The sequence below is a fragment of the Caenimonas sp. SL110 genome, from assembly GCF_001044395.1.
Taxonomy (GTDB): domain Bacteria; phylum Pseudomonadota; class Gammaproteobacteria; order Burkholderiales; family Burkholderiaceae_C; genus Ramlibacter.
This window is the reverse complement of record NZ_JANU01000051.1, coordinates 26,334-41,856: the sequence shown is the minus strand read 5'-3', so window position 1 is coordinate 41,856 and position 15,523 is coordinate 26,334. Positions and strand designations below refer to the sequence as shown.

The 15,523-nt window shown below is 62.8% G+C and carries 14 protein-coding genes; 10 read left to right on the top strand and 4 right to left on the bottom strand.

Annotated features, from left to right (window positions below):
* Positions 1–88 precede the first annotated feature (88 nt).
* Positions 89–304 (bottom strand): DUF3460 family protein, encoded by a 216-nt coding sequence (locus AQ12_RS19400; protein WP_048441613.1) that lies wholly within the window; start codon positions 302–304, stop codon positions 89–91.
* A gap of 35 nt (positions 305–339) precedes the next feature.
* On the opposite strand from AQ12_RS19400, the gene AQ12_RS19395 reads away from it, so the two are divergent.
* Positions 340–834 (top strand): hypothetical protein, encoded by a 495-nt coding sequence (locus tag AQ12_RS19395; RefSeq protein ID WP_048441612.1) that lies wholly within the window; start codon positions 340–342, stop codon positions 832–834.
* A gap of 17 nt (positions 835–851) precedes the next feature.
* Here AQ12_RS19395 and AQ12_RS19390 read toward each other — a convergent pair whose 3' ends face one another.
* The 3 genes from AQ12_RS19390 to metG all read right to left on the bottom strand — a co-directional run bounded on the left by AQ12_RS19390 (position 852) and on the right by metG (position 4,921).
* Positions 852–2,477 carry a SulP family inorganic anion transporter gene (locus AQ12_RS19390; protein WP_048441611.1) on the bottom strand — a complete coding sequence of 542 codons (1,626 nt, stop codon included), beginning with the start codon at positions 2,475–2,477 and terminating at the stop codon, positions 852–854.
* A gap of 45 nt (positions 2,478–2,522) precedes the next feature.
* The gene (locus AQ12_RS19385) at positions 2,523–2,750 is read right to left on the bottom strand and encodes a hypothetical protein (protein WP_048441610.1); all 228 of its coding nucleotides are present in this window, start codon (positions 2,748–2,750) and stop codon (positions 2,523–2,525) included.
* Positions 2,751–2,833: 83 nt separating this feature from the next.
* Positions 2,834–4,921: a methionine--tRNA ligase gene (gene metG / locus AQ12_RS19380; protein ID WP_048441609.1), complete on the bottom strand. Its 2,088-nt coding sequence runs from the start codon at positions 4,919–4,921 to the stop codon at positions 2,834–2,836.
* Positions 4,922–5,064: 143 nt separating this feature from the next.
* On the opposite strand from metG, the gene AQ12_RS19375 reads away from it, so the two are divergent.
* The 9 genes from AQ12_RS19375 to AQ12_RS19335 all read left to right on the top strand — a co-directional run bounded on the left by AQ12_RS19375 (position 5,065) and on the right by AQ12_RS19335 (position 15,504).
* On the top strand, positions 5,065–6,399 hold the full coding sequence (locus tag AQ12_RS19375) for a hypothetical protein (RefSeq protein ID WP_048441608.1): 1,335 nt from the start codon (positions 5,065–5,067) through the stop codon (positions 6,397–6,399).
* Positions 6,400–6,424: 25 nt separating this feature from the next.
* A complete protein-coding gene (locus AQ12_RS19370) occupies positions 6,425–7,159 on the top strand; it encodes a zeta toxin family protein (RefSeq protein ID WP_152682867.1) in 735 nt (244 codons plus the stop codon).
* 66 nt (positions 7,160–7,225) lie between these two features.
* Positions 7,226–8,317: an iron-sulfur cluster carrier protein ApbC gene (gene apbC, locus AQ12_RS19365; RefSeq protein ID WP_048441607.1), complete on the top strand. Its 1,092-nt coding sequence runs from the start codon at positions 7,226–7,228 to the stop codon at positions 8,315–8,317.
* A gap of 14 nt (positions 8,318–8,331) precedes the next feature.
* Positions 8,332–8,880, top strand: coding sequence for a DUF3305 domain-containing protein (locus AQ12_RS19360; RefSeq protein ID WP_048441606.1), 549 nt, complete (start codon positions 8,332–8,334; stop codon positions 8,878–8,880).
* Positions 8,873–9,529 (top strand): DUF3306 domain-containing protein, encoded by a 657-nt coding sequence (locus AQ12_RS22555; RefSeq protein ID WP_048441618.1) that lies wholly within the window; start codon positions 8,873–8,875, stop codon positions 9,527–9,529. The genes AQ12_RS19360 and AQ12_RS22555 overlap by 8 nt, the downstream gene beginning before the upstream one ends.
* Positions 9,489–11,531, top strand: coding sequence for a 4Fe-4S binding protein (locus tag AQ12_RS19350; protein WP_048441605.1), 2,043 nt, complete (start codon positions 9,489–9,491; stop codon positions 11,529–11,531). The genes AQ12_RS22555 and AQ12_RS19350 overlap by 41 nt, the downstream gene beginning before the upstream one ends.
* On the top strand, positions 11,528–12,145 hold the full coding sequence (locus AQ12_RS19345; protein ID WP_048441604.1) for a molecular chaperone: 618 nt from the start codon (positions 11,528–11,530) through the stop codon (positions 12,143–12,145). Before AQ12_RS19350 ends, AQ12_RS19345 begins: the two co-directional genes overlap by 4 nt.
* A 144-nt stretch (positions 12,146–12,289) precedes the next feature.
* A complete protein-coding gene (locus tag AQ12_RS19340) occupies positions 12,290–12,499 on the top strand; it encodes a formate dehydrogenase (RefSeq protein ID WP_048441603.1) in 210 nt (69 codons plus the stop codon).
* Between the two features lie 29 nt (positions 12,500–12,528).
* Entirely contained in the window at positions 12,529–15,504 is a 2,976-nt protein-coding gene (locus tag AQ12_RS19335; protein WP_048441602.1) for a formate dehydrogenase subunit alpha, read from the top strand.
* Positions 15,505–15,523 lie beyond the last annotated feature (19 nt).

Sequence of the window (15,523 nt, the reverse complement as noted above, 5' to 3'; positions counted from 1 at the left end):
CGGGCGAGCGCGACCTGGTCAACCACGTCCGGCATGGCGGCGAGCCCCTCGCCCGCCGTATCGGGCAGCGACGCCAGTGCCTGAGCCGTCATTTCACGTCGTTCTGGTACACGTAGGGTTTCTGGGCGACGCGGGCCTGGCGCCACTCGCTCCAGGCTTCACGGTTGACCAGCTTGTCCCACAGCAGGGCGCGGCCTGCGCGCTGGCGCGCTTCGAGGTCAGGCTTCTCGGCCTTGAGCTGGTCAATGAAGTTGGTGATGTCGGACGTGTAGTCGGCGCGACGGAAAAAACGGAGCAGGGACATAGACTTGGCCTTTTGCACGATTTTAAGCCCCACCCGTGAACACCAATTTCCATCGCCTCTGTGTTCTACCTGTCGCCGTCGTCCTGGCGCTCGCGCTGTCCGCCTGCGATCCGCAGCGCATCGAGCAGCTCGAAGAGGGCGTCGCCACCGAAGCCGATGTCCGCGCGCAATTCGGCCAGCCCGAAAACATCTGGGACGGCCCGAACGGCGAGCGCGTGTTCGAGTACAACCGCCAGCCCTCGGGTCACCAGAACTACATGATCAGCATAGGCCCCGACGGCAAGATGACCGCGCTGCGCCAGGTGCTAACCCCCACCAACTTCGCGCGCGTCACACCCGGCATGCCGATGGAAGACCTGCGCAAGTTGCTGGGCAAACCCATGAAGCGCACGCCCTACGAATTGAGCCGCGAAGAAGCCTGGGACTGGCGCTACATGCAGCCGCCTACCACCCCCATGATCTTCACCGTCTGGCTCGACAAGGACATGCGCGTCGTGCGTACCGCCACCACCGTCGAGCAGATCAAATAATTGGGGTCAGATTCCAATTAAATGCAGCGCAAATCGCCGCCAAATCCGGACCGCTCGATCACTTCTTCCGGCTGGGGCTGCAGGTTTTCAAACACCAGAGTTCCGCCCCGCAGCAGCACCGCCTTGTGCAGCTGCCTGAGCGAATCCAGGCCTGATGTATCCAGGTGCACCAGCTGCATCGCATCGAGCACGACCGCCGGCGCATCCGGGCCGCTTTCCACGGCCTGCACCACCTCATCGACCTTGGCGACGGCGCCGAAGAACAGCGACCCATACAGCTTGTAGCGCATCGCTGCGCCATCGGCAGACACCAGCTCGACGCGAAACAGTCCGCTCATCTTGCGGATGAACAGCGCGCAGGCCAGCACCAGGCCGACCTGCACGGCCACCGTCAGGTCGAAAACCACCGTCAGGAAGAACGTGCCGAGCATCAGCACCCGGTAATGCGTGCTGTAGAACTTGAGCCGGGCGAACTCGCGCCACTCGCCCATGTTGAACGCAACAAAGAGAAGAATGCCCGCCATCACCGACAACGGCACATGGAGCGCGAGGGGCGCCGCCAGCAGCACGACGGCGGCGAGCGTCGCTGCATGAATGATGCCCGCGACCGGCGTGGTGCCGCCCGACCGGACATTGGTGACGGTGCGCGCGACAGTGCCGGTGGCGGGCATGCCGCCAAAAAACGGCACCACCATGTTTGCGATGCCCTGCGCCATCAGTTCCTGGTTGGGATCATGCCGGGGCAGGGTGCTCAGCTGGTCAGTCACGCGTGCGCAGAGCAGCGACTCGATCGCACCAAGCAGCGCAATGGTGATCGTGGGCGTCACGAGCAGCTTGACGGTTTCCCATGAGAACGCCGGCAGCGCGAACGCCGGAAGTCCTTGCGGGATGGAGCCAAAGCGCGTGCCTATCGTCTCCACCGGCAGTTTGAAAAACCATGCAGCGAGCGACAGCGTGACCAGCGCCACGATAGGTCCCGGCAATCGCGCGCCGACAAGGGCGGCCCGTTGCATGCCCGGCAGGTCGAGGGCGGATCGAATGGGCGAGCGAAGCCCCCACAGGCGGGGCCACACATACAGCCCGAGCACGCACGCCGCGCCCAGCGCGAAGGCGAACGGGTTGAAGCTGTCCAGGTTCTGCCCGATCACCTGGAGCTGGGCGAAGAAATCCGCAGGCATGCGCGCGATGTCCAGCCCCAGCCAGTCCTTGATTTGCGAACTGGCGATCAGTACCGCAATGCCGTTGGTAAAACCGATGACGATGCTCACCGGCACAAACCGGACCATGCGACCCAGCCGCAGCAGTCCCAGCATGAAGAGGATGACGCCGGCGCAGGCCGTGGAGATCAAGAGGTTGGCCAGCCCGTAGCGCTCGACGATGCCGTAGACGATGACGATGAACGCACCCGCCGGTCCACCGATCTGCACGTTGGAGCCGCCCAGGGCCGAGATGAGAAAGCCCGCGATGATGGCCGTCCACAAGCCGGCTTCAGGCTTGAGTCCCGAGGCGATTGCGAATGCCATGGCCAGGGGCAGGGCGACGATGCCGACGGTCAGGCCTGCACCCAGGTCGCGCACGAACCGTTCGCGGTCATAGCCGCGAGTGGCGTCAAGAAGGCGGGGACGGAATGCGAAAGAGGGCATCAATGCCGCGTCAGTTTACGCCGCGCGGATGAGCTGCCCAAGCGGCTACTTCTTCTTGTCGTCGTCGGATGGCAGCACGGCACTGGCGGCGGCGCCGGCAACGGCGCCCGTCACTTTCACAGCGCCCACCGCAACATCGGCTGCGATGCCCACGCCCGTCGCCGCCACGCCAACGACAGCGCCGGCCACCGTGAGGACGGCGCATCCGGATAAAAGGAGCGAAAGCGCTATCGCACCGAGGGCGCTCTTGACGAAGGAGGTACTGCTATTCATCCGGGTCCCCTATAGGATCAGGCCGATTCTAGGGATGAGATGTAACCCGCGCGTGAAGTGGCTCGCGCGACACGCGCGCGAACTTATCGAACACGCATGCCGGGTTGCGCACCAGCGGACGGCTCCAGGACATAAATGCCGGGTTGGGCCTTTTCATCGGCGTGGCTGGCGGCCAGCACCATGCCTTCGCTCACGCCGAACTTCATCTTGCGCGGCGCGAGATTGGCGACCAGCACCGTGAGCTTGCCCACCAGGTCCTCGGGCTTGTACGCAGACGCGATGCCCGAAAACACATTGCGCATGCGTCCCTCGCCAGCGTCCAGTGTCAGTTGCAGCAGCTTCTTCGATCCTTCGACCGCCTTGCACTCGACAATCTTCGCAATGCGCAGGTCGATCTTCGCGAAATCCTCGATGCCGATGGTCTCTGCAATCGGTTCGCCCCCCGGATGCTCACTGCCTTGCCCGCTGGAGGAGGACTGGGGTGCGGGCACTGCGCCCCTGGCTTCGTCCTGCGCCTTGTCTTCAGGCGATTCAAACAGTGCAACCAATTGCTTGGCATCCACCCGCTGCATCAAATGCTTGTACTCACCCACCGTGTGCCCTGCGGCCATCGGCGTGCGGGCGTTGACCCAATCGAGCGGCTCGCATTGAAGGAAGGATTCCGCCTGCGCAGCCAACCGGGGCAGCACAGGTTTGAGGCAGGCCGTGAGCAGCCTGAACATCTGCAGGCAATAGCTGCCGACAGCCGCAGCCTCATCGACCTTGCCATCTTTGACCAGCTTCCACGGCGCGGCGCTGTCGAACGCAGCATTGACTTCATCGGCAATTGCCATGATCTCGCGCAGCGCACGTGCATAGTCGCGCGACTCGTACAGCGACTGGATGTTCCGGGTCAACTCCGGCGCGCGGATCGCGGCCAGTTCGCCGCCCGTAGCCGACAACTTGCCACCCGGCACGAACTTCACAGCGCGGCTTGCGATGTTCACGTACTTGCCGATCAGGTCGCTGTTGACGCGTGCCATGAAATCATCGGCGTTGAAGTCGATATCTTCATTGCGGCCGTTGAGCTTGGCAGCCAGGTAGTAACGCAGCCACTCGGGGTTCATGCCCAGCGACAGGTACTTCAGCGGATCAAGCCCCGTGCCGCGGCTCTTGCTCATCTTCTCGCCGTTGTTGACGGTGAGAAAGCCGTGCACGAACACCTGGTTGGGCACCTTGCGGCCCGAGAAGTGCAGCATTGCCGGCCAGAACAAGGTGTGGAAGGTGATGATGTCCTTGCCGATGAAGTGGTACTGCTCCACATGGGGGTCGGCGATGAAGCTGTCGTAGTCCACGCCGATCTTGCCCAGGTAGTTCTTGAGCGAGGCGAGATAGCCCACAGGCGCATCGAGCCAGACATAAAAATACTTGCCCGGCGCATCCGGAATCTCGATGCCGAAGTAGGGCGCGTCGCGGCTGATGTCCCAATCGCCCAGGGCCGTGCGCCCGTCCGGATCGGGGGTGAGCCATTCGCTGATCTTGTTGAGCACCTCGGTCTGCACGGCGCCGCTTTGCGTCCAGCCTTCCAGGAACTTCAGGCAGCGCGGATCGGACAGCTTGAAGAAGAAATGGTCCGACGTGCGCAGCACCGGCTTGACACCCGACAACGCCGAATACGGGTTGATCAGGTCGGTGGGGCTGTACACCTTGCTGCAGACCTCGCAGTTGTCGCCGTACTGGTCCTTCGCATGGCAATTGGGACACTCGCCCTTGATGAAGCGGTCCGGCAGGAACATGTTCTTTTCGGTGTCGAAGAACTGCTCGATGGTGCGGGTTTCGATCAGCCCTGCTGTACGAAGGTCGCGGTAGATCTGCTGGGCGAGTTCGTGGTTTTCCGGCGCGTCGGTGCTGTGCCAGTTATCAAAGGCGATGTGGAAACCGTCCAGGTATTCCTTGCGGCCCGCTGCGATTTCGGCGACGAATTGTTGCGGTGTCTTGCCCGCCTTTTCGGCCGCGATCATGATCGGCGCGCCGTGCGCATCGTCGGCGCAGACGAATGCGACTTCACTGCCCTGCATTCGCTGGAACCGCACCCAGATGTCGGCCTGGATGTACTCCATGATGTGGCCGATATGGAACTTGCCGTTGGCGTACGGCAAGGCGGTGGTGACGAAGAGCTTGCGTGGGTTCATGGGGGCCTACAGTGGAGCGGGGAATTCTATTCGTCGCCGGACGGGCGGCATCTGGCGCGCGCATTTGTATATAAGAACAATGTACACACAATAGTCATATTTCATTCATAGAATGCACCGGCCAACGTCCACCGGTTCTTCAAATGATTGCATCCAGCGCGCAGCGCCCAGCGCCTACGCCGCCGATCTCCAGCACGTCGCAGCCTCCCACGTTCTCTGCCAACGCATTCACGGCCGGCATCAGTTTCTGCCGCGAGGCCATCACCCAACCACCGGCCAAGGTGCTGGGCCTGACTGCGCTGTGGGCAAGCCACTACGCGTGGAGTTCAGGCCATGACCCTTCAGTGGTCGGGCTCGTCATTTCTGCGGGCCTGTCCGCTGGCGCGCTGGTGGGCTGGAAGCTGGCGAGCCATGAATTTGGCGCCGACACTGCAGGCGGAAAAGTCGCGAGTGGCATGGCCGCATTGGCGGCGGGCGTGGTGGTCGCAGGAACGGTCGCTGGCAATGCGCCGATTGCGCTTGCGGCGGAAACATCGATTGCGCTGGGTGCGATCGGCCTGTTGGCCGCACGACTGCATGCGCGTCGCACGCATCAGGATGTGCGCGGCTGCACGAAGGCGGCTGTCATCGCCTCGGCGATAGCGCTGGCAATTGCCGCGTACTGCGCCCTGGGATCGCGATGGCCGGGCGAGTTGAAGGTGGTGCGGCTGGGCGGGGCGACCGATGGCTTCCTGGTGGCGCGGCAATGCGGCTCGCTCGTCGAAGCGCTCGCCGTCGAGCTGGCCAAGGATGCGGCAAGCACCTGCGGGCCGACTGCTGACCCCAAGGCGCTGACGCTGGAGGCGCGCATGCACACGCTGGTCAAGGCCCTGCTTCCTTACCTGGGTGTCTGCATCGCCGTGAACGGCGTCCTCGCACCGTCAATGCTGCCCGGCGACGACGGTGTGAGCGCGGAAATTTCTTTTGCCGCTCTGTTGCCCAGCGTGCTGGCGACCTGCATCACGAACATGGCCAGGAACGGCCTGAACACGGCAGCGGTGTTGAGCGAATGGACCAGCGGCAGGCGCTCGGGTGTCCCCGAAAATCCGCGCGAGTATTCAGGCGGTCACAAGACGATGATGCACCGGACGAGCTCGATGGTCGATCGCTCGGCTGCGCGCTACTTCCTGATGGCCGCAAGAACGACAACGTATGTCCTGATGCGGACCCACGGTTTCTCGATTGTTGAATCCGCACTGGCCGCGCAGGCGAAATTCGCCCTCTTCAACCAGTTTCGCGAGGTCGTCGGCAGCCTGATGGCCGGTGAGAGCTGGACGCCTGAGGTGCCTGCGGAAATCACCGGCCATGAGCCGTGTTCCCGGATCGATCTGGATGACATCGAAGCGTGCTTTGATGCCGATGAAACGGAGCGCGAATTCCAGGAGGCGATGGAGCAGGCAAGGCGCTCGCAGGAATCGATGCCTGCGGCCGTCCATTGATGCGCGGTAAAGTTCATCCGGTCAGATGAACAAGCCAAGAATCATCATCGTTGCCGGTCCCAATGGGGCTGGCAAGACCACGTTCGCGCGAGAGTTCCTGCCGCACGAGGCGGCTTGCCGTGACTTCCTCAATGCCGATCTCATTGCTGCAGGCCTGTCGCCGTTTGCACCTGAGCGCGCGGCGATCCAGGCCGGCCGGCTGATGCTGCAGCGTATGGCGCAGCATGTGGCCAGATCTGAGAGCTTTGCGTTTGAAACTACGCTGTCGGGGTTGAGCTATGCAAGGCAGATTCCGAGGTGGCGCGAGTTGGGCTATCGCGTTGAGTTGATTTTTCTCAGCTTGCCATCGGCCGACGTTGCAGTCCAAAGAGTTGCGGCGCGGGTTGTGCAAGGTGGTCACGACATCCCCGAAGCCACAATCCGGCGTAGGTTCGGCGCAGGGTTTCGACTTTTTGAGACGGTGTACCAACCACTGGTGGATCACTGGATTCTTTACGATAGTGCGAGTGGCAGACCTCGGATCATCAAGATGAGTGGAGATATGGCGTCCAGTTTGAAGGTGCAAGAACCATTGGCGCAATATGGCGACCAGCGAACAAATGATGCCTATGTTCGCGGTGTGACGGCGGCCCTCATGCGTGCAGCCGAAAACGCGCGCCGTCTCGCCGAACAAACCGGCACGGACCTCATCGTCATGCGCGACGGAAAAATCGTGCGCATTGCGCCGGGCTCGGCCCCACGAAAGCCCGCCGCGCCCTGATTGGCACTGATGGCGAGTTGCCTAATTCGCACTCGCTACACTCGTCGCCAACAGGAAATCATCCCAATGGCAGTCACACAAGAACAGTTGCTCCAGGCCCTCACGGCGGTCACCGATCCCAACACCGGCAAGGATTTTGTCAGCACACGGCTGCTTAAAAACCTGCAGGTGGACAACGGCGACGTCTCGTTTGATGTTGAGCTTGGATATCCCGCCAAGAGCCAGATTCCCGCATTGCGCAGTGCACTGGTGAGCGCCGCACGAGGCGTGGCCGGCGTGAAGAACGTGTCGGCCAACGTCACGATGAAGATCGTCGCGCACGCAGCGCAGCGCGGTGTGGCGCTGATGCCCAACGTCAAGAACATCATCGCTGTCGCGTCGGGCAAGGGTGGTGTCGGCAAGAGCACGACGGCCGTCAACCTCGCGTTGGCGCTCGCTGCCGAAGGCGCGGCGGTGGGCCTGCTCGATGCCGACATCTACGGCCCGAGCCAGCCCATGATGATGGGCATAGAAGGCCGGCCCGAATCGTCTGACGGCAAGACCATGGACCCGATGGAAAACTACGGCGTGCAGGTCATGTCGATCGGCTTCCTGGTGAACCAGGACGAAGCCATGATCTGGCGCGGCCCGATGGCCACGCAGGCCCTCGAGCAGCTTCTTCGCCAGACCAACTGGAGCGACCTCGACTACCTCATCGTCGACCTGCCGCCTGGCACCGGCGACATCCAGCTCACGCTGTCGCAGCGCGTGCCCATGACCGGCGCGGTGATCGTGACGACGCCGCAAGACATCGCGCTGCTTGATGCAAAGAAGGGCATCAAGATGTTCGAGAAGGTGGGCGTGCCTATCCTGGGCATCGTCGAGAACATGGCGGTTCACATCTGCAGCAACTGCGGCCACGCCGAACACATCTTCGGTGAAGGTGGCGGCAAGCGGATGGCCGCGCAATACAACATGGATTACCTGGGCGCGCTGCCGCTGGACATGCAGATCCGCCTGCAGGCTGATAACGGCAGGCCCACGGTGGTTGCCGACCCCGACGGCGAAGTGGCGGGCATCTACAAGGCGGTCGCGCGGCAGGTGGCAATCAAGATCGCGGCGCGGGCCAAGGACTTCTCTTCCAAATTTCCGTCGATCAAGATTTCCAAGGACACCTGAACGGGGGCGTCGCCATGAGCACACGACCCAGCATCGAAGTCGCCGTCGTCATGCGCCGCGAGCGCATCGACAACCGCTGGCAGCCGTGGCGCTGGGCGCTCGAAGATGTGGTGCCGCAGGAAGCGAGTTTTGGTGACAAGCCGCAGTTGCTTCGCAAGAGCGACGACGATGAACGCTGGCTGCACCCCGGCTTCGTTGTAGAGCTTTACCGCGATGACGCGGAGGGTTATTACCTCAATGCCAGCACGCCCGCGCCGTGCTTTTTTGTGCTGTGGCGCATGGAAGAAGAAGCGGCGCCCGGTGATGAGCCGATGCCGATTCCCACGATGGTGTCGCTGAGCTATCACGATGCGGGCCGCTGGCTCGACGCACAGGAAACCGTGGAGCAGGTGCCTGCGCCTGCAAGCGTGGTGGCCTGGCTGCAATCGTTCGTTGACGAGCACTACGTGCCGGAACCCAAGCGCAGGCAGCGGCCGCAGAGTTTCAGGGGGCTCCAGGACCGGTTTGGAAGTCCGGCGAAGGTCTCGACCGAAAAGAAGTTCGGTGGGGGCGGCAATGAGTGACGGGTTTCTGGGGAGATGGTCCAGGCGCAAGCTGGAGGGGAAGGCGGTTGAGGCGGATCCCCAATCGCCGCCCTCACCCCAGCCCCCTCCCGCGAGCGGGAGCGGGAGCGGGAGCGGGAGCGGGAGCGGGAGCGACGTCAGACTGGACGGACTGCCGGCTGTTACTCCCTCGCCCCTGCGGGGAGAGGGTGGGGGTGAGGGGGAAGCGACCGCCGAAGTCCCACCTCCCCCCACCCTTTCCGACACCGACCTGCTGACCCCATCTTCCGACTTCACCCGATTCGCCGCGCGTGACGTTGCGCCCGACGTCAAGAACGCGGCGATGAAAAAGCTGTTTGCCGATCCGCACTTCAACGTGATGGACGGCCTGGATATCTACATCGATGACTACTCGAAACCCGATCCGATGCCCGAGTCCATGCTGCGCCAGCTTGCCAGCGTGAAATTCCTGAACCTGTTCGATGAAAAAAAGGAAGCCGACCCAGCCGTGCCAAGGGAAGTTGCGGATAACCCCGCAGCGCAAACCGTGGCACAGTCGCCGTCAGAGCCAGTAGCAGTACCCGAACCCGCCGACGATGCCAACCCTGATTTGCGATTGCAACCAGACGATGCCGCTTCAGGAGAAGATCCTGGGCGCGGCGCTTCATGAAGACCTGAAACTCCATTCGAGCCTTTGCCGGCGCGAGGCTGCAGATTTCCAGCGCGCGATCAAGGGTGGCGGCGAAGTCGTCGTGGCCTGCACGCAAGAAAAGCGTCTCTTTGGCGAGATCGGGCAGCAGACCGAGGGCGCGACCAGCACGATCCGCTTCGTCAACATCCGCGAGACCGGCGGCTGGAGCCGAGATGCCGCAAGCGCCATGCCCAAGCTGGCGGCGCTGCTCGCGCAGGCAAAGCTGCCGGAGCCCGAGCCGGTCCCCACCGTCACCTTCAAGAGCAATGGCCGGCTGTTGATCATCGGCAATGTGCAGGCCGCAGAACAGGTCGCCAATGCGGTGAGCGATGTGCTCGACGTGACGCTGTTCGCGCAAGGCGGCGAGGGCGCGCAGGAGCGGCGCTTTCCGGTCCTGGGCGGACGCGTTGACTCGCTCAAGGGTTGGCTGGGCGCATTCGACTTTGCGTGGACCGCCAACAACCCGATCGACCTGGACCTGTGCACGCGCTGCAATGCCTGCATCGCTGTCTGTCCCGAAAATGCGATCGGCCTGGACTACCAGATCGACATGGACAAATGCCAATCGCATCGCGCGTGCGTGAAGGTGTGCGATGCAGCGGGCGCGATCGATTTCACGCGCGAGAGCGAGTCGTTCAGCGAGAAGTTCGACCTGGTGCTGGACTTGCGTGCAGAGCCTGCGTTCAGGCAGCACGCGCCGCCGCAGGGGTATTTCCACGCGAGCGGCGCCGTGACGCTGCCCACCATCCTGAAGCTGCGCGAACTCGTCGGTGAATTCGACAAGCCCAAGTTCTTCAACTACAAGCAAAAGCTCTGCGCGCATAGCCGCAACGAAACCGTCGGTTGCAACGCCTGCATCGAGGTTTGTTCGGCTGAAGCGATCAGCAGCGAGAAGTCACGCCAGCAGATCAAGGTCAATCCGAACCTGTGCGTCGGATGCGGCGCATGCACAACGGTCTGCCCGACGGGCGCGATCACCTACGCCTACCCGCGCGCGCCAGAACAAGGCACCAGGCTCAGGACGCTGCTGTCGACTTACGCAGGCGCTGGCGGTAGATCGCCGGTCGTGCTTCTCCACAGCCAGGAGCGAGGTCAGGTGCTGGTTGAAGAACTCGGCCGCGCTGCCCAACTCAAGAAGGCGCACGGCGTTCCAGCCAACGTTATCCCGTTCGCGCTCTGGCACACCGCCAGCGTGGGCCTGGACCTGTGGTTGTCGGCTGTCGCGTTCGGCGCGTCACAAGTGGCCGTGGTCGTGACATCCGAAGAGGCGCCGCAATACATCGACAGCCTCAAGGCACAGATGGCGCTGGCGCAAACCATCGTCAATGGACTCGGCTACACCGGCACGCACTTCCAGTTGCAGCATGCCGACTCGGCGCAGGAGCTCGATACGAAACTGCAGGCCCTGTCACAGACGCGCCAGCAGGTTCCTGAAAAGGTTGCGCGCTTTTCCGTGGCCGCAGAAAAACGCGCCACGCTCGACCTCGCCATCGACCACCTCGTCCTGCACGCCACGGCGCGGCCCGAATCCATCGAGCTGCCTGCCCTCGGCTCGCCATTTGGGTCCATCGCCGTCAACAAGGACAAGTGCACCCTGTGCATGAGCTGCGTCGGTGCGTGCCCGTCCAGCGCGTTGCTCGACAACCAGGACAAGCCGCAGCTGCGCTTCATCGAAAAGAACTGCGTGCAATGCGGGCTGTGCGCCACGACGTGCCCGGAAGACGCGATCACCTTGCAACCGCGCCTGTTGCTCACGCCCGAGCGCAAGGAAGCGCGCGTGCTCAACGAGACGCAGCCCTATGAATGCATCCGTTGCGCCAAGCCGTTCGGCACGCTCAAGGGCGTCGAGGTGATGCTGGCCAAGCTGTCGGGCCATTCGATGTTCCAGGGCGCAGCACTGGAGCGGCTCAAGATGTGCGGGGACTGCCGCGTGATCGACATCTATTCCGCAGAAAACGAAGTGAAGATCACCGACCTATGACTCCCAACATTCCGGTGTCGTCTGCGCTCGATGAAGAAACCGCGCGCGCCGAAATCTACGGCCTGCTCGCGCAGCTTTTTTACGCACGTCCCTCGCCGGACCTGCTCTCCGCGCTGCGTGTTGCAGCCACCGAATCGCCGGCTGCCGGCGCATTCCTCGAAGAGCCGTGGCGCGATGTCGTGACCCGCGCACGCGAGATGTCCGATGAGGCGATCGGCCTTGAGCACGATACCCTTTTTGAAGGTGTGGGCAAACCTGACATTTATCTCTACGGGTCTCACTACCTCGCAGGCTTCCTCAACGAGAAGCCCCTGGCGCGTCTTCGCGACGACCTGGCGGAGCTCGGCCTTGCGCGCGACGAGGCCATGCCAGACACCGAAGACAACATCGCGTATCTGTTTGAAGTGATGCGGTATCTCATCGCAGGCGACGATGTGGCCGTCGCCAATCTCACCCGTCAGTCGGCGTTTTACGCTGCGCATCTGCAGCCCTGGGTGCTGGATTTTTGCGACGCTGTCACTGCGCACCCCAAGGCCCGTTTCTACGCAGCGCTTGCGGCCTTCACCCGCGCGTTCATCGGCGTGGAGACGCAGGGCTTTGACATGCTTTCGTAGTCTTGGGCAAGCCGATCTTCGCGCCATGAAGCAGCACTCATCGTTTTCCCCTACGCATCAGGCCGTCGTATTTGCATGCAAACGATTGCAGCACAAGTCACTCTGGTCTAGAGTATGAAAAGCAGTTCATAGCAGGAGACATGCATGTCGGACACCGAACAAAAAAAGCCCTCGCGGCGTGGATTCGTTTTTGGCGCTGCCACAGCCGGCGCCGCAGCAGCAGCCGTCGTGGCGCTGCCTAAAGTCCAGGAAGTGGTGTCAGAGCCTGCGGCCGTCGCACCGATGCCTGAGCGTGGAGGCGGCTACCAGCTGTCGGACCACGTCAAGAAGTACTACAGCACCACCCGGACCTGAATTCAACTCCCACACGAGGAGAGACCCCCATGACCCTGTTGACCAAGAAGTCCGGCGCGTCCGTCACCGCAGCGCGCTCGCCATTCGTCCATAGCCTGCAACGAGGCCTGTCCAAAGCGCTTCCCACCATGGACCGCCGCGCCTTCCTGCGCCGCTCGGGCCTGGGCGTCGGCGTCGGCATCGCTGCCTCGTCGCTGACGCTCGTGAAGAAGGCCAGGGCCGCCGAGGGCACCTCCGCTGCCATCGGCCAGGGCAAGATCGAAGTCAAGCGCACGGTGTGCAGCCACTGCTCCGTCGGCTGCGCGATCGATGCTGTCGTCGAGAACGGTGTGTGGGTGCGCCAAGAGCCGGTGTTCGATTCGCCGATCAACCTGGGCGCTCACTGTGCCAAGGGCGCCGCCATTCGCGAGCACGGCCACGGTGAATTCCGCCTGCGCTATCCGATGAAGCTGGTCAACGGCAAGTACGAGCGCATCAGCTGGGACACGGCCTACTCCGAAATCGCAGCGAAGATGATGGAGCTGCGCAAGGCCAGCGGCCCCGAGGCGCTGTACTGGATCGGCTCTTCCAAGCACAACAACGAGCAGGCTTACCTGCTGCGCAAGTTCGTGAGCTACTGGGGCAGCAACAACTGCGACCACCAGGCGCGCATCTGCCACTCGACCACGGTGGCCGGCGTTGCGAACACATGGGGCTACGGCGCCATGACCAATTCGTACAACGACATGCAAAACAGCAAGTGCGCGTTGTACATCGGCTCCAACGCCGCCGAGGCGCACCCGGTGAGCATGTTGCACATGCTGCATGCCAAGGAAAACGGTACGAAGATGATCGTGGTCGATCCGCGGTTCACGCGCACGGCGGCCAAGGCCGACGAGTACGTGCGCATCCGTTCGGGCTCGGACATCCCGTTCCTGTTCGGCGTGCTGTATCACATCTTCAAGAACGGCTGGGAAGACAAGAAGTACATCAACGACCGCGTGTACGGCATGGAAGACGTCAAGAAGGACGTCATGGCCAAGTGGACGCCGGACAAGGTCGAGGAGGCCTGTGGCGTGCCCGAAGCGCAGGTCGCCAAGGTTGCAGAGATGATGGCGATGAATCGCCCCTCCACGCTGGTGTGGTGCATGGGCCAGACGCAGCACTCCATCGGCAATGCGATGGTGCGAGCATCGTGCATCGTGCAACTGGCGCTGGGCAACATCGGTGTTTCCGGTGGCGGCGCGAACATCTTCCGTGGCCACGACAACGTGCAGGGCGCAACTGACGTCGGCCCCAATCCTGATTCGCTGCCGGGCTACTACGGCATCGCCGAAGGCTCGTGGCGCCACTTCGCCAAGGCCTGGGGCGTTGACTACGACTGGATCAAGGGCCGCTTCGAGAACGCCGGCATGATGACCAAGCCGGGCATCACCGTGTCGCGCTGGATCGACGGCGTGATGGAGAAAAACGAGTTCATCGACCAGACGCCCAACCTGCGCGGCGTGGTGTTCTGGGGCCATGCGCCCAACTCGCAGACGCGTGGTCTCGAGATGAAAAAGGCGATGGACCAGCTCGACCTGCTGGTGGTGATCGATCCCTATCCATCAGCGACGGCCGCCATGGCAGCCATGCCGGCGAAAGAGGGCGAGAAGGTCAATGCCAATCGCGCCGTGTACCTGTTGCCCGCTGCCACGCAGTTCGAGACCAGCGGCTCTGCCACTGCATCGAACCGCTCCATCCAGTGGCGCGAGAAGGTCATCGAGCCGCTCTGGGAGAGCCGCACCGACCACATGATCATGTACCAGCTGGCCGACAAGCTCGGCTTCGGGAAAGAGCTGGTCAAGAACTACAAGATGCAGAAGGTCAAGGGCATGGACGAGCCCGTGCCCGAGGACATCCTGCGCGAAATCAACAAGTGCGTCTGGACCATCGGCTACACCGGCCAGAGCCCGGAGCGCCTGAAGTCGCACATGCGCAACATGGGCAACTTCGACGTGAAGACGCTCAAGTCCAAGGGCGGAAAAGATCCGCTGACGGGCTACGACCTCACCGGCGATTACTTCGGCCTGCCGTGGCCCTGCTTCGGCACGCCAGAGCTCAAGCACCCCGGCTCGCCCAATCTGTACGACACCTCCAAGCATGTGATGGATGGCGGCGGCAACTTCCGCGCGAACTTCGGCGTGGAGCGGGGCGGCGTGAACCTGCTGGCCGAAGACGGCTCGGCGTCCAAGGGTGCGGACCTGCAGACGGGCTACCCCGAGTTCGACCATGTGCTGCTCAAGAAGCTGGGCTGGTGGAATGACCTCACCGATGTCGAGAAGGCGGCGGCCGAAGGCAAGAACTGGAAGACCGACAACTCCGGCGGCATCATCCGCGTGACGATGCAGGTGCACGGCTGCCACGTCTTTGGCAACGCCAAGGCGCGTGCGGTGGTGTGGAACTTCCCCGATGCCATTCCGCAGCACCGCGAGGCCATCTACAGCACCCGGCCTGACCTGGTTGCCAAGTACCCGTCGCACGACGACAAGAAGGCGTTCTGGCGCCTGCCCACGCTCTACAAGACGCTGCAGGACAAGAACGTTTCGGACAAGGTCCACGAGAAATTCCCGCTGATCCTGACTTCGGGCCGCCTGGTCGAATACGAGGGCGGCGGCGAGGAGACGCGTGCCAATCCGTGGCTTGCCGAGTTGCAGCAGGAAGCATTCGTCGAGATCAATCCCAAGACGGCAGCGGCGCGGCAGATCAGGAACGGCGATCGTGTGTGGCTCAAGTCGCCCACGGGCGCGCAGCTCAATGTGCAGGCGATGGTGACCGAGCGCGTCGGAGCCGACACCGTGTGGATGCCCTTCCACTTCTCGGGTCGCTGGCAAGGCGCGGACATGCTGGCGTACTACCCCAACGGCGCTGCGCCGGTGGTGCGAGGCGAGGCGGTGAACACGGCCACGACCTATGGCTACGACAGCGTGACGATGATGCAGGAGACCAAGACGACGATCTGCAACATCGAACGAGTGACCGCATAAGACAAGCAGGAGACAAGAC